General features: G+C 64.4%; 9 protein-coding genes and 1 pseudogene. 6 read left to right on the top strand and 4 right to left on the bottom strand.

Annotated elements, in window-relative coordinates:
* Positions 1-839: 839 nt before the first annotated feature.
* Positions 840-2,783, bottom strand: a complete 1,944-nt coding sequence (locus OUZ45_RS00470; RefSeq protein WP_266167903.1) for an acetyl-CoA hydrolase/transferase C-terminal domain-containing protein — start codon at positions 2,781-2,783, stop codon at positions 840-842.
* Between the two features lie 203 nt (positions 2,784-2,986).
* Between OUZ45_RS00470 and OUZ45_RS00475 the strand changes: the two genes are divergently transcribed.
* Complete coding sequence (locus OUZ45_RS00475; protein ID WP_266167904.1) at positions 2,987-4,441, top strand: phospholipase D-like domain-containing protein; 1,455 nt, start codon at positions 2,987-2,989, stop codon at positions 4,439-4,441.
* Between the two features lie 100 nt (positions 4,442-4,541).
* Complete coding sequence (xseA, locus tag OUZ45_RS00480; RefSeq protein WP_266167905.1) at positions 4,542-5,894, top strand: exodeoxyribonuclease VII large subunit; 1,353 nt, start codon at positions 4,542-4,544, stop codon at positions 5,892-5,894.
* Between the two features lie 187 nt (positions 5,895-6,081).
* Here the strand turns inward: xseA and ygiD are convergent, their stop codons facing one another.
* Complete coding sequence (ygiD, locus tag OUZ45_RS00485; RefSeq protein WP_323137496.1) at positions 6,082-6,864, bottom strand: 4,5-DOPA-extradiol-dioxygenase; 783 nt, start codon at positions 6,862-6,864, stop codon at positions 6,082-6,084.
* Between the two features lie 131 nt (positions 6,865-6,995).
* Between ygiD and OUZ45_RS00490 the strand changes: the two genes are divergently transcribed.
* Positions 6,996-8,639: an acetolactate synthase large subunit gene (locus tag OUZ45_RS00490; RefSeq protein WP_266167907.1), complete on the top strand. Its 1,644-nt coding sequence runs from the start codon at positions 6,996-6,998 to the stop codon at positions 8,637-8,639.
* 31 nt (positions 8,640-8,670) lie between these two features.
* Positions 8,671-10,101 carry an aldehyde dehydrogenase family protein gene (locus OUZ45_RS00495; protein ID WP_266167908.1) on the top strand — a complete coding sequence of 477 codons (1,431 nt, stop codon included), beginning with the start codon at positions 8,671-8,673 and terminating at the stop codon, positions 10,099-10,101.
* 188 nt (positions 10,102-10,289) lie between these two features.
* On the opposite strand, the gene OUZ45_RS00500 is transcribed toward OUZ45_RS00495, so the two are convergent.
* Positions 10,290-11,228 carry an AraC family transcriptional regulator gene (locus OUZ45_RS00500; RefSeq protein ID WP_266167910.1) on the bottom strand — a complete coding sequence of 313 codons (939 nt, stop codon included), beginning with the start codon at positions 11,226-11,228 and terminating at the stop codon, positions 10,290-10,292.
* A gap of 176 nt (positions 11,229-11,404) precedes the next feature.
* Here OUZ45_RS00500 and OUZ45_RS00505 point away from each other — a divergent pair, with 176 nt between their 5' ends.
* Positions 11,405-12,466, top strand: a complete 1,062-nt coding sequence (locus OUZ45_RS00505; RefSeq protein ID WP_266167912.1) for an NAD(P)-dependent alcohol dehydrogenase — start codon at positions 11,405-11,407, stop codon at positions 12,464-12,466.
* Positions 12,467-12,509: 43 nt separating this feature from the next.
* Here the strand turns inward: OUZ45_RS00505 and OUZ45_RS00510 are convergent, their stop codons facing one another.
* Positions 12,510-13,271, bottom strand: coding sequence for a YdcF family protein (locus OUZ45_RS00510; protein ID WP_425601658.1), 762 nt, complete (start codon positions 13,269-13,271; stop codon positions 12,510-12,512).
* A gap of 204 nt (positions 13,272-13,475) precedes the next feature.
* On the opposite strand from OUZ45_RS00510, the pseudogene OUZ45_RS00515 reads away from it, so the two are divergent.
* Positions 13,476-14,904 (top strand): annotated as a pseudogene (locus tag OUZ45_RS00515) (sugar porter family MFS transporter).
* Positions 14,905-15,108 lie beyond the last annotated feature (204 nt).

Consider the following 15,108-nt stretch of genomic DNA (forward strand, 5'->3'; position numbering starts at 1 on the left):
GTGAATAGCGCGCCGAGTCGCATCACTCGGCTCCTTTGCGCCAAAACGCATCGATGGAATGATAGTCCCTGGGACGGCATGGATCATCGGCTTGGCGTTCAACGGCGCAGCGCCATCCCTCGGTGCTTCCTTTGCCGGATCGGTTGCGAAGCTTAGAGCATCGCCAGATCGACGGTAGGAGCGCACCCTGTGCGCGAAACTATCTCTTGTACACATCTCGCGCCGGCATGGATCTGCTCTTTCGACCCGCACGACATGATGGCCTTCCGATGAGCGAGGCTCTGCTTTTGATCTTTGGGGGCCCCTGTGGAGCGGTGAGGGCTGGACGATAAGGCCCGCAGGGGGACCGCCATGGATGGCGGTTCCTTTTCGACACGACAGGGACGTCGTGTCCCGATGTCATCTAAGAGCGGGCCCGGCCAGACCTCACGAACCCGCAGGCGAAGCCCGTAGAGCGCGCAAGAGGGGTGGTCTTTCTCTTGGTTACTTCTCTTGACTCCGGGCATCCATGCCCTCCGCCCTTCGGGCCAGCTGCGCTGTTCGCCATCGCTCCTGCTCAGGCGTGACCAAACAAAGAGAAGTGACCCGGCCGCCGGCAGGCGGACGGAAGCCCGCCGCAGGCGAGCCAGGTCGCGATAACGCGAACACCGAGCGGCAACGCCACTAGATTCCAGCCTACGCTGGAATGACGACGATGAGCGGTATCGCGAGCACCCACCCCTCACCCCAACCCTCTCCCCGGCGGGGAGAGGGAGCAGAAGCAGGCTCATGCACGCGTTGAGTTGTGCACAGGAGACAGGTGCGCGGTCCGGCGCCACGATCGCGCACAGGGTGCGCTCCTACCGGGATCGCCGCAGGGCTACTTGCACTAGACGACGCTGCAGTCGTTCGCTCAACGAGCCTTGTCCCACCAGACCCATGCGCACCAGCGCTTCCGCCTCGCCGTCCGCCGCCTCACCGCGCCGCATCAATGCGCGTATCAGGGCAAACCGTCCCCGCCAGGAGGCGCTGGATGACTGCAACCAGTTCAGCGCAGGTAATAGGCGCTGTTCGACCTCGGTGAAATCGCTGCCAAAAGGGAAACTGGGTAACAGGCCCTTGTGCTGCAGCGGCGCCAACGCTTCGCGCAAATGCTCCGGCCGATTGCGGCGCCATTTCTCCGGAATCTGGAAATCCGCAGCGAGCTTCCCTTCCGACTTGGCCTCGGCGCACAGCGCATCCAGAAAGCGTGCATCGCAGATCGCCAGCATCGCTTCGATACATTCGCTATCGGTTTTGCCGCGCAGATCGGCCACGCCGTATTCGGTGACGAACAAGTCGCACAGGTGACGCGGGATAGTGGTGTGGCCGTAGTTGAAGCGGATATTCGTCTCCACCGTGCCGCGCACCTTGCGCGTCGCGCGCAACAAGAGTGCGGAGCGGCCATCCGGCAACTCGTGCGCCATCGCCACAAAGTTGTACTGCCCGCCGACGCCGCTCACCACGTGCCCATCTTCCAGGCCATCGGATACGGCTGCGCCGAACAACGTGGCCATCATGCAGGTATTGAAGAAGCGCGCGCCGCGCCGCTGCAGGCTGGCCAGTGCCTGATGATCGCCATAGAGCTGGTTGACGTTGGAGACGCGGCACATGTCGATCGCATCCGGATCGGCCGCCTCGGTTTCGCGCAGCCACTCATACAACTCGCGAGTGCCGAGGAAGAACGCGCCGCGCAGGTAATGGCCGCCCGGCGCCTGGCCCGTCAATCGACCCGCGGAGGCCGCACGTTCGAGCGCCAGATTGTCCCAGCTGCGCCGCTTGAGAATGCCGGCGCGCTGCAGATGCATGAAGCCATCCATGACCATTTCGCTTGCGCCATACAAGCCAGCCTGGAGTGGCGCGAGGCCACCCATACGGGCTGCCAGCGCGTGAGTGGCGCCACGCGAATCAATCGCCACCAGGGCGCACCGCCAGTTGACGTTGTCGCGCTGGCGCAGCAGCAAGGCATGCACCAGTGCGTCGGATAGGGCACCGATGCCGATCTGCAGGCAACCACCGTCCTTCACCAGTGCGCTGGCATGCAGACCCAGCGAGTACTCCGCCAGGTCGACCGGCTGCCTCGGCAACGCGAACAGCGGTGCGATAGCGTCGGGACGAAGTTCGATGTCGAAGAAATCCTCCGCCACCTCCGCGTGCCCGCTGAGGTAAGGAAGATCCGGATGCACCACCGCCACGCACAAGGGCCGTGGCTTGCCGGCCGCTTGCGCTTGATCGAGGAAATCCAGCGTCAGGTCGGGATTGCACGACAGGCTGTAGCGCACACCTTGTGGCGTCTCGCGCCGCGCCACCAGCTGCACCAGCAGGTTGATGTCCTGCACCACCAGGTCGCGCGCGACGTGGGTGTAGTTCTGGCTGATGTAGTTGCGCTGCGCGCTGCCTGAGTTCAGCAACGCGCCGGACTGCATATAGAACTCGTGGACCGCGACATTGGGCGGCAAGGCTTGGCGTGCCTGGTCGATCGCGTAGTGCGGATCTTCCGCGTCCAGGCCGAAGTGCCGGTCCAGAAAGGGGCGCAGAAAACGCGTCTCCAGTCCGGGCTTCGGCCTCGGCCGGGTCAGCGACAACGCCGTATACAGCGTCATGGAGCGCGAGGTATCGGCCTTGGTCAGCCGGTACAAGGCATTGAGCAAACCGTGCGGCTTGCCCAACCCGAGCGGCGCGGCCATGCGCAGGTCCGGTCCCAGTCGTTCGGCGATGTGCTGGGCACAGGCCACGGTGTCGGTATGACGTTGGTCGGGCGACATGGCGCGGATCATGACAGAAGGATGATTGGGAGTGCATGACTGAGACTTCAGGAAGTTGTCGCCTATGGAGCCCACCTACTTCGTCATTCCTCGCTCCTCCACGCGGGGGAGCACATGGCAGAGGAGTGGGTAGCTCTGAGGATTGCAAGGGGCTTACAAACGCTAAGGCGCTGGCCCCACACACCATCCCCTACACTCCCCCCATGAACCGGACTTCATTCCCGCCCCCGCCAGGTCGGTTATTTGCGGAGCAGGCGTTGAGCCGCGCCGCTGGCGCACCGTTGCTTACGGGTAATCGCATCGAGCTTTTGATCGACGGCGCCGCGCATTACGAAGCCTGGCTGGCGGCGATCCGGGGGGCGCGCCATCGCGTGCTGCTGGAGAACTACATCATCCGCGATGACGAGGTAGGCCGCGCATTCCGCGATGCCTTGGTCGAGCGCGCGAAGGAAGGTGTGTTCGTCGCCGTGGTCTACGACTGGATGGGTTGCCTCGGCCAATCCCGCTCCAGTTTCTGGGCACCTTTGCGGGCAGCAGGCGGGCATGTACGCGTATTCAACCCGCCGCAGCTGGGCCAGACGTTCGGCTGGATCAGCCGCGACCATCGCAAGTTGCTGGTGGTGGATGGTCAGCAGGGCTTTCTCTCCGGGGTCTGCATCAGCGAGAAATGGCTGGGCGACGCCAAGCGCGGCATGGCTCCCTGGCGCGACACGGGCGTGGCCTTGCATGGCCCGGCCGTCGCGGAACTCGAACAGGCCTTTGCACAGAGCTGGTCCATCATCGGCCCCCCGCTGCCGTCGTTCGACCAAGATCCCAGTGCGGAAGCCGGCACGGTCGCGCTGCGCGTGATCGCCACCCAGCCATCCACGGCTGGCATGTACCGGCTGGACCAGATGATCGCCGCCATGGCACGCAAGACGTTGTGGCTCACCGACGCCTACTTTGTCGGCGTCGCGCCTTACGTGCAGGCGCTGGCGTCCGCCGCGAAGGATGGCGTGGATGTGCGCCTATTGGTGCCGGGCACCAGCGACATCCCGATTGTCGCTGGCCTGTCGCGTTCCGGTTATCGGCCGTTGCTCAAGGCCGGTATCCGCGTGTTCGAGTGGAACGGCTCGATGCTGCACGCCAAGACGGCGGTGGCCGATGGGCAGTGGGCGCGCGTGGGTTCGTCCAACCTCAACATCGCCAGTTGGCTGGGCAATCGCGAAATCGATGTGGCGGTGGAAGACGAGGACTTCGCGCGCCGTCTGGTGACGCAGTATGAGAGCGACCTGGCGAACGCCACCGAGATCATGTTGGCGCCGCGCCGCTATCGCCCTCACGCCGACAAGGTGCAAAGCGCCAAAGCGCACCCCTCGCGGACCGGGCGTATGAGCGGAAGCTCCAGCCGCGCGGCTGCCGGCGCGCTGCGTATCGCCAACACGGTGGGCGCGGCATTCACCGACCGCCGCGTACTGGGCGACACCGAAACCGGTCCGCTGGTCACCGGCACCGTCACCCTGTTGGTACTGGCGGTTGTCGCCCTTCTGTGGCCCGCCGTGGTGGGCTGGCCACTGGCCGCGCTGGCGCTGTGGTTCGCGCTGAATTTCGGCATCCGTGCGTGGCGCGCGCGGCAGCGGCACCAGCGGCGAATCAAGGCCATCAACGAAGCGGAATAGCTAAATAATCAGCCACTTGAGCTACTTGCCTCAGAAACCAGCTGCGTATGCCGCGGCAACCAGATGTAATCCCAATCGTTCGTGATAGTCTCGCGCTTTCATGTACGCGCCTGACGACCCGACCACGCCCTCCCGGCACATCCTCACGCCCAGCACGCTGAACCGGCTGGTGCGCGACCTGCTGGAGGATGCGCTGCCGATGGTGTGGATCGAGGGCGAGCTGTCCAACGTGGCACGCCCTGCATCAGGCCACCTGTACTTCACCTTGAAAGACAGCGGCGCCCAGGTGCGCTGCGCCATGTTCCGGCCCAAGAGCGGCTATCTGAAATTTCGTCCGGTCGACGGCATGCAGGTGCTGGTGCGCGCCCGTGTGGGTTTGTACGAACCACGCGGCGAATTCCAGCTGGTCGCCGAACATATGGAACCGGCTGGCGAAGGCGCCCTGCAACGCGAGTTCGAACAACTCAAGGCGCGGCTCGATGCCGAGGGTCTGTTCGACCTGGGCCGCAAACGCACCTTGCCTGCTTTCGCGCGCCGCATCGGCGTGATCACCTCCGCCACCGGCGCCGCCGTGCGCGACGTGCTCAGCGTCATGTCACGCCGCTGGCCATTGGCCGAAGTGGACGTGTTGCCCGTGCCCGTGCAAGGCCGCGAAGCGCCACCGGCCATCGTCGCCATGCTGCGCAAAGCCTCCGCCAGCGGGCGCTACGACGTGTTGTTGCTCACGCGCGGCGGCGGCTCGCTGGAAGATCTGTGGGCGTTCAACGACGAACAGGTCGCGCGCGCCATCCACGCCAGCGCCGTGCCGGTGGTTTCGGCGGTCGGTCACGAGGTGGATTTCAGCATCGCCGATTTCGTCGCCGATCTGCGGGCGCCGACGCCATCGGCCGCCGCCGAATTGCTGGTACCCGATGCGCAAGCCATCGCACGGCATCTGCGTCAGCTGCAGCAACGACTCGGCGCCTTGCATCAGCGTCGGCTGCAATCGCTGATCCAGCGCACCGATCACCTGCTTGCCCGTCTTCAGGCGCAACGGCCGCAAGCGCGGCTGCAGCGCGACCGCGAACGACTGCTGCATCTGCGCCATCGCCTCGCCGCCCTGATGCGCGATCAGAGTCAGCGACGCCATGCACGACTCGACCGCCAACATGCGCGACTGCTGGCCTGCCACCCACGGCTGCGCCTGCCACTGCTGCAACGCCGGCTGCAGGAACAGGAACGTCGCTTGCGCAGCAGCATCGAACACCGCCTGGAACGCGAGCAGCTGCACCTGAAACAGCTCGCTCGCGCCATGCACGCCGTCAGCCCGCTGGCGACGCTGGAACGCGGTTACAGCATTCTGTTCGACGCCGAGGGGCGCGTGCTGCGCTCGGCGCTCGGCGTTGCAGCCGGCACATCGCTGCGTGCGCGGTTAGCCGATGGTGAGTTGCCGCTGCGGGTGTGTGAGGACTAACAACGCATAGCTCCTCCCCCTGCTAGCAGGGGGAGGCTGGAAGGGGGTGAACACTTGCGACGGCGTTGCAAGATTGAGGGGCTTCACCCCACCCCAGCCCTCCCCTGCTGCACGCAAGGGAGGGAGCAGGTCGTTGCGAGCTCATGCCCCCCCTACTTGTGGGGAAGAGTCAATCGAAATTCCACACTCACACGTCACCAATAATCAACGACGTCATCGACAGCGCACTGATCACCTCGTCGTTGAACATTTGCACCGCCTCGCCATCCCGCTGCAGAGCCAGCGCATAAAGCAGCGGTAGATAATGTTCCGGCGTCGGAATCGCCAGCGCAGCGTCGGGACCCAGGTTTTCGTACTGGCACAACGCCCGGTGGTCGCGCTGCTCAATGCAGGCATTCACCTCCGTGCGAAAGCGCAAGGCCCAGGCTGGCTGCTCGTGGCTGTGGAAACGGAACAGGGCCAGGTTGTGGACGATGTTGCCGCTGGCCAGCACCAGGATGCCCTCATCGCGCAGCGGCGCCAGCGAGGCGGCCAACCGGTAATGCTCCGTACCACTACGGCGCACATCCAGGCTCAACTGCAGCACGGGGATATCGGCCTTGGGATACATCGCGCGCAGTACGCTCCATGCGCCATGATCCAGGCCGCGCCCGGCGTCCACATGCACATGCGCATCCTCGGCCAGGCTTGCGATTCGCCGAGCCAGCGCGGGATCACCGGGTGCCGGATAGCGAACCTGGAACAGTGCTGCGGGAAACCCGTAGAAATCATGGATGGTCTCCGGTGCCGACGTACCCGTCACATACACGCCACGGGTTTCCCAGTGTGCGGAAACGCACAGCACGGCACGAGGCCTGGGCAGACGCCGCCCAAGCTCGGCCCAGCTGCGATGAAAGGCGTTATCTTCGATAGCATTCATCGGCGAACCGTGGCCGACGAAAAGCGCGGGCATGACGGATGAGGAAGGCATGCAGACTCACCTCGATCGCTTCGTGGCGTTACTCGTTATCGTTGCATAGGGCGGTCATCGATCTCACACGTTTTGAATGATCGGTGCATCATCCTGCGCGGCCATGTGTTCCATCATCGGAGAGTGAGTGCATGAAGGCAGCGGCATTGTTCGTGAAAGCCCTGGAGGCCGAAGGCGTACACAGCATCTTCGGCGTACCGGGCGAGGAGAATCTTGATCTGGTTGAAGCTTTGCGGGATTCGCCGATCCGCCTGATCGTCACCCGCCACGAACAAGCCGCCGGTTTCATGGCCGCCACCTGGGGGCGGCTCACCGGCGAAGCAGGTGTGGCGCTGGCCACCCTTGGCCCCGGCGCCACCAACCTGGTTACCGCCGCGGCCTATGCCCAGCTCGGCGCCATGCCGATGCTGATGATCACCGGCCAGAAGCCCATTCGCACTCACAAGCAGGGCTTGTTCCAGCTGGTCGATGTCGTGGACATGATGAAGCCGCTGACCAAATACACCCGCCAGCTGGTCTCCGCGCCGACCATCCCGGCCCGCGTGCGCGAAGCGTTCCGACGCGCCGAGGAGGAACGGCCCGGCGCCGTGCATCTGGAACTGCCCGAGGACATCGCCCGCGACGAAGTCGACGAAGTGATCCTGCTGCCTACCGAATACGCCCGCCGCCCCGCACCGGATGAGGGGGCCTTGGTCCAGGCCGCCGAGGCGATCAGCACCGCGCGCCATCCCGTCCTGATGATCGGCGCCGCGGCCAACCGTCAACGCACGGCCGTGGCGCTGCGCGCTTTTATCGACAAACTCGGCCTGCCCTTCTTCACTACCCAGATGGGCAAGGGCGTGGTGGATGAGGATCATCCGCTGTGGCTGGGTAACGCCGCCTTGTCCGATGGCGATTTCGTGCACCGCGCGATCGACGCCGCCGATGTCATCGTCAACGTCGGCCACGATGTGGTGGAGAAGCCGCCGTTCTTTATGCACAAGGGGCGGCGCACAGTCATCCATATCAACTTCTCGTCGGCGGAAGTGGATACGGTGTATTTCCCGCAAATCGAGGTGGTGGGCGATATCGCGCACACGGTGGAGCGGCTCACCGATGCACTGGCGCCGCAGCCGCACTGGCATTTCCAGTTCTTCGACAAGGTGCGCACGGCCTTCACCCAGCAGCTCGACGAACACGCCAATGACCCGCGCTTCCCGATCCACCCGGTGCGGCTGGTCGCTGACACCCGACGCTATATGCCCGACGACGGTGTGCTGTGCCTGGACAACGGCATGTACAAGATCTGGTACGCGCGCTATTACCGCGCCCGCCAACCCAACACCGTACTGCTGGACAACGCTCTCGCCACCATGGGCGCGGGCCTGCCCTCGGCGATGGCCGCCAAGATGGTGTACCCGGATCGCAAGGTGCTGGCGATCTGCGGCGACGGCGGTTTCATGATGAATGCGCAGGAGCTGGAGACCGCAGTGCGGCTCAAGATGGATCTGGTGATTTTGCTGTTGCGCGACGACGCCTACGGCATGATCCGCTGGAAGCAGGCCGAAATGGGTTATGCCGACTTCGGCATGCAATTCGGCAATCCGGATTTCGTCGCCTTTGCCGAAGCCCATGGCGCACACGGCCATCGCCCGGCCAGCGCAGCCGAGTTCCAGCCCACGCTCGAGCGCGCATTCGCGCAGGGCGGCGTGCATCTGATCGACTTGGCCATCGACTACAGCGACAACCACCGCATACTCAACGAAGAAATCCGCCGCCTGAGCGCGGCCGTCTGATCGCACCCATCGACACCGGGAGCCGTTACCCATGCTTGCCAAGAAATACCCGTACTACCTCGCCAACAAGGCGCAAACCTCGAAAGAGCAGATGGACGTGCTGGACAAGTACAGCGGCAAAGTGGCGACGCGCGTGGCCGTGCCCGATGCCAAGGCCGTCGAGCAAGCCATCGCCGCGGCGGTGAAAGCCACCGTGCCGATGCGCGAGTTCAAACCCTGGGCACGCCAGGCCGTACTGCAGCATTGTGTCCAGCGCTTCATCGAACGCCGAGACGAACTGGCCTACGCACTCTGCGTGGAAGCCGGCAAACCGATCAAGGATTCCGCCGGCGAAGTCACTCGCCTCATCGAAACCTTCACCATCGCTGCCGAGGAATCGGTGCGCACCAACGGCGAAACCATCAACCTGGAAATCGCCAAGCGCCTCGACGGCTATCACGGCTACACCAAGCGGGTCCCGTTGGGCCCGGTGTCCTTCATCACGCCCTTCAACTTTCCGCTCAATCTGGTGGCGCACAAGGTGGCGCCGGCCATCGCCGCCGGCTGTCCGTTCGTGCTCAAGCCCGCTGAGCGCACGCCGATCGGTGCACTGATCATCGGCGAGATCCTGGCTGAGACCGACTTGCCCAAGGGTGCGTTCTCCATCCTCAACCTGGACGGCAAGCACGCCGGCCCGCTGGTGGAAGATCCGCGCTTCAAACTGTTGTCGTTCACCGGCAGCCAGATCGGCTGGGATTTGAAGACACGGGCGGGCCATAAGAAGGTGACGCTGGAACTGGGCGGCAACGCGGCCGTGATCATCGATGCGGATCAAGGCCCGCACCTGGACCGCGTGATCGACCGCCTGATCTTCGGCGCGTTCTACCAATCCGGCCAGAGCTGCATCAGCGTGCAGCGCATCTATGCGCACGACGCGATCTACGACGAGCTGAAGAAGCGCCTGGTCGCTGCCGTGAAAAAGCTCAAGGCCGGCGACCCGAAGAAGAAAGACACTTTCCTCGGCCCCATGATCGACGAGGCTGCCGCCGAACGCCTGCAAGGCTGGATCGAAGAAGCGCGCAAAGCTGGCGGCAAGATACTGTGCGGCGGCAAGCGCAACGGCTCCATGCTGGAAGCCACGCTGATGGAGGACGTGCCGAGCGACACCAAGGCGAACCGCCTGGAAGCGTTCGGCCCGTTCGCCCTGCTCGCACGCTTCAAGGATTTCGACGACGCCGTCGCGATGGTCAACGATTCCGACTACGGCTTGCAGGCCGGCATCTTCACCGACAGCCTCGCGCACGCCATGCGCGCATGGAACGAACTGGACCAGGGCGGCGTGATCGTCAACGACATTCCCAGCTTCCGCGTGGACAACATGCCGTATGGCGGGGTGAAGCTATCGGGTGTGGGCCGCGAGGGTGTGCGGTATGCCATTGAGGATATGACTGAGCTGCGTTTGATGGTGATGCGCGAACTGTAGGAGCCCACCCTGTGGGCGAAAGCCCTGCATTAGCAGGGCTGCTGTCGAGCAGAGCGCGGCCCTGTCGGGCCGTTCCACTCGGGCCATCCCTGGCCCTCACCCTGCAGGCGGCTTGCGCCGCGCAAACCGGCAGTCCTGCCGGTTTGTCGCGCACAGGGTGCGCTCCTACAGCGGCAACCTGGCGTGGCCTATGCGACAGATTCCGCTTCTGTCAGCCGCAACCGACTCACATCCCGCAACGGTGGCGCACCGAAATGTCGACTGTATTCCCGGCTGAACTGCGACGGGCTCTCGTAACCCACGCGATGCGCCGCCGTCGCCACGTCGCAACGCTCCGCAATCAATAAACGGCGCGCCTCTTGCAGACGCAATTGCTTCTGGTATTGCAAGGGGCTCATCGCCGTCATCGAGCGAAAGTGGTGATGCAATGAGGACGCACTCATATTCACCTGTGCTGCCAGCTCATCGATGCGCAGGGGCCGGTCGTAGCACTCGCGCAACCACTGAATGGCTCGCGACACCTGGTGTCCCTGGCTGCCGGAAGTGGCGATCTGGGCAAGGCGCGCGCCCTGCTCGCCGGTCAGCAAGCGGTACATCAGTTCGCGTTCGATCAGCGGGCCCAGCATGCGCAGGTCCTGCGGCGCATCCAGCAGGCGTGCCAGGCGCAATAGCGGATCGAGCAGATGGCCGTCCAACGGGCTCAACGCAAGTCCACAGAACGAGCCGACCGCCGCACGCACCGGCTTCACTTCCGGCAGCAGTTCGCGGATGTGCCGCAGGTCGAAGCGGAAGGTCAGGCACAGGCAGGGTTGTTCCGGCGTGGCGCGCAGCACTTGTGAGGACACTGGCACGTCGACCGAGGTCACCAGGTACGAGGCCGGCTGGTGGACGAAGGTTTCCTGTCCCAGGTGGATCTGCTTGGCACCTTGCAAAGCCAGGCCCAGGCCCGGCTCGTACATCGCGCAGGTCGGTGCCCCGGCCGAGTCCGCACGGAAGAAGCTGAGCGGCTCCCAGGCCGTGGCATGCACGCCCACGGTCGGCGTGTATCGTTCAACGATGGCTGTCAATTCCTCGCAGTCCTGCTGCAGGCGCGAAGGGACATCGACGGGCAAGGTCTTGGGATTCATGGCTTCGACCTGAAGGGCGATGGTGCAAGATTGCCTGTTCCTCTGAAGCAAGGCGAGCACCGGCCACCAGCTTTGCAGGATCGGGCAACGATCCCGCAGTATTCGGCTACCTGCGCCGTGTATCCCCCGCCCATACTTTTACCTTTGCCGCCCCTCTGAACCTGAAGGAGAAACGCATGGCCCTGACCATTCATGGCTACGCCGCCCCATCGGCCACCACCCCGCTGGCCGCGCACCGCTTCGAGCGTCGCGACCCGCGCCCGGACGATGTGGTGATCGACATCCTCTACTGTGGCGTCTGCCACTCCGACATCCACCAGGCCCGCAACGAGTGGGGCGGCAGCATCTACCCGATGGTGCCGGGCCACGAAATCATCGGCAAAGTCAGCGCGGTCGGCGCGCAGGTCGGCAAATTCAAGGTCGGCGACATGGTCGGCGTCGGCTGCATGGTCGATTCCTGCCAGCAGTGCGCTGCCTGCGGCGAGGGCCTGGAGCAGTACTGCGTCGAAGGCGCTACCTGGACCTATAACGACAAAGACCGTCGCGACAAACTGCCGACCTTCGGTGGCTACTCCGAACGCATTGTGGTGTCCGACAAGTTCGTGGTGAGCATCTCGGACAAGCTCGACCCGAAAGCGGCCGCACCGCTGCTGTGCGCCGGCATCACCACCTGGTCGCCACTGCGCCATTGGAAGATCGGCAAGGGCAGCAAAGTGGCGGTGATCGGCCTGGGCGGCCTCGGCCACATGGGCCTGAAGTTCGCCAAGGCGATGGGCGCGGACGTCACCCTGTTCACCCGCTCGCCGGGCAAGGAAACCGAAGCGCGTCGTTTGGGCGCGGATCACGTGGTGCTCTCCACCGATCCGGCGCAGATGGCCGCGGTGACCCGCCAGTTCGATTTCATCCTGGACACCGTGCCCAGCCCGCACGACCTCAACCCCTACCTGCTGACTCTGAGCCTCAACGGCACCCTGGTGCTGGTCGGCCTGCTCGAACCGATCGAGCCGGCGGTGCAATCCGCAGCCGTGATCCTGGGACGCCGCTCCATCGCCGGCTCGGCCATCGGCGGCATCGCCGAAACGCAGGAGATGCTGGATTTTTGCGCCGAGCACGGCATCGCCAGCGACGTGGAGATGATCGACATCCAGAACATCAACCACGCCTACGAGCGCATGCTCAAGAGCGACGTGCGCTATCGCTTCGTGATCGACATCGCTTCGTTGAAAAAGGCTGCGTAAGGGTAACGGGCCACTTCATCGTGAAGTGGCCCTTCTCGTCGGATCACGGCTGACCAGCAGCCGCACTCGCCTTCGGCGCATTCCACCCTATCGCGTTGTACACGTGGTAACGCGCAATACCGACGTACTCATGCAAGGCCGCATCGGCCACGGTGAAGTTCCACGCCACCGGATAGAACGACCACATCGGCGTGACGTAATCGCCGCGCACCGGCACCGGGTGCAGGCCGAAATGGGCGAAGTACAGCAGGCTACGCCGCAGATGCGTACCAGAGGTCACCAGCAACACGCGCTGCGCAGCGTCCGCCTCCAGCAAGGGCTTGCTGAACTGGGCGTTCTGCCAGGTGCTGAGGCTGCGTGATTCGACGATCAAGTCCGTAGCCGGAATATCGGCGCGCAGCAACGCGTCGCGATACACCTCGGCCTCCGGCGCGCCGTGATCCTGGGCGTCGCCTCCGCTGACCAGCACTTTGCAATCGCCACCCGCCGCGCGGCATTCGCGATAGAGCATCACGGCGGTGAGGATGCGCCCGTTAGCGAAGTAGCTCGGCTCCAGGCGGCCATGCGCCTCGTCACGAAACGTACCGGCACCCAACAATACGATCGCGCTGCGCGCAGGCCAGTTTGCTGGTGCCGCGCTGGCGTAGTCGCCTTGCAGATCCCGTGACATCCACGACGGCACCGCGCCGCAACCCACACCCCAAAAAAACAGCAGTGCCAGCGCGTAACAGACACGGCCCAAGCCGCGGCGTTTCAGACGTCCAAGCGCAAACCCCAGCAGCCCCAGCAACACGAACACCAGCAAAGTCATAACCGCCTCGTTCCGTCAGACGAAGCGCGCAGCTTAAACCGGAACACACGCGAGCAAGCGCCGCACCTCCTCACTACTGGCGCCATGGATTGCTGCGAAGCACCATCCGCTGCATACGTATTCATGCACTCCACTGCCGCGCGCAGCGCAGAATCGGCCGCACTTTTTATTCATACGCGGGATGCCGGGGAGAGCACGATGAGCGCAGTGGATGTCACCCAGGGGTTGGAGCAACGCGCCACAACGCGGGTGGTGCTGATTGCAGCCGCCGCGGCCATCGGCGGGTTTCTTTTCGGCTTCGATACCGCGGTGATCAACGGCGCAGTGGATGCCGTGCGTGGCAGCTTCGGCCTTGGCGCCGGCCGGATCGGTTTCGCCGTGTCCTGTGTCCTGCGCCCTGCTCGGCTCCGCGCTAGGCGCCTGGTATGCCGGCCCGCTGGCCGACCGCTGGGGCCGCGTGCGCACGATGCAGGTCGCTGCGGTGTTGCTGGCGTTGAGTGCGCTGGGTTCCGGACTGGTGTCTGGCGTGTGGGACTTGATCTTATGGCGCGTAGTTGGCGGCATCGGTGTCGGCATGGCTTCGGTGATCGCACCGACCTACATCGCCGAAGTATCGCCAGCGCAGGTGCGCGGCCGTCTCGGCTCACTGCAGCAACTGGCCATCGTGCTCGGCATCTTCGCCGCCCTGCTCAGCGACGCTTGGCTGGCGAGCACCGCGGGTGGCGCGTCGCAGCCGCTGTGGTTCGGCCTGGCCGCGTGGCGCTGGATGTTTCTGGTCGCCGTGGTCCCTGCCCTGATCTATGGCTCCCTGGTGCTGGGCGTGCCGGAGTCGCCGCGCCATCTGGTAGCCAAGGGCCGCTTGGCTGAAGCGAAGGACGTGCTGCGTCAGGTGCTGGACCTGCGCGATGAACGCGCACTCGATCACAAACTGGTCGATATCGAGCAGAGCCTGCGCTCCGAATACCGCCCTCGCCTGCGCGATCTGCGCGGCCCGCACGCCGGCCTGCTACCCGTGGTGTGGATCGGCATCCTGCTGTCGGTGTTCCAGCAGTTCGTCGGCATCAACGTGATCTTCTACTACTCGTCCACGCTGTGGCACTCCGTGGGCTTCAGCGAGGCCGATGCGTTCTCGATCACCGTCGCCACCTCGGTCGTGAACGTGCTGGTGACCCTGGTAGCGATTGCACTGGTGGACCGCATCGGCCGCAAGCCGCTGCTCGTCATCGGCTCGGCCGGCATGGCGATCACTCTGGGCTTGATGGCCTGGTGTTTCTCGCAAGCCACCGGCAACGGCGCGACGCTTAGCCTGCCGGCACCGTGGGGCATCTTGGCGTTGATCGCGGCGAATGCCTACGTGGTGTTTTTCGGTTTGAGCTGGGGACCGATGGTGTGGGTGCTGCTGGGGGAGATGTTCCCCAATCGTATTCGCGCGATTGCGCTGGCGGTGGCGGCTTCGGCGCAGTGGCTGGCGAATTTTGCGATCACCAGCAGTTTTCCGTCGCTGGCGGAGATGGGGTTGAGCTTCGCTTACGGGTTGTATGCGCTGTTTGCGGTGGTGTCGTTGGTGTTTGTGCTTGTCTCTGTGCGCGAGACAAAGGGCATGGAATTGGAGGATATGAAGGAGTGATGCCAACCAAAGTTGGCAGAGCGGCACGCAACAGCGTGCCGCTCTCGCTCTTGATGTTGCTCTTGATCTCCAAGTCCCCTGTGCAGCGGTGAGGGTTGGACGATCAGGCCCCGAAGGGGGGCATCGACAGGACGTCGATGCCTTTTCGACACGACAGGGACGTCGTGTCGAAAAGCCCGGCCAGCCCTCACGAGCCCGCAGGCG

Source organism: Dyella subtropica, from assembly GCF_026283965.1.
Taxonomy (GTDB): Bacteria; Pseudomonadota; Gammaproteobacteria; order Xanthomonadales; family Rhodanobacteraceae; genus Dyella_D; species Dyella_D subtropica.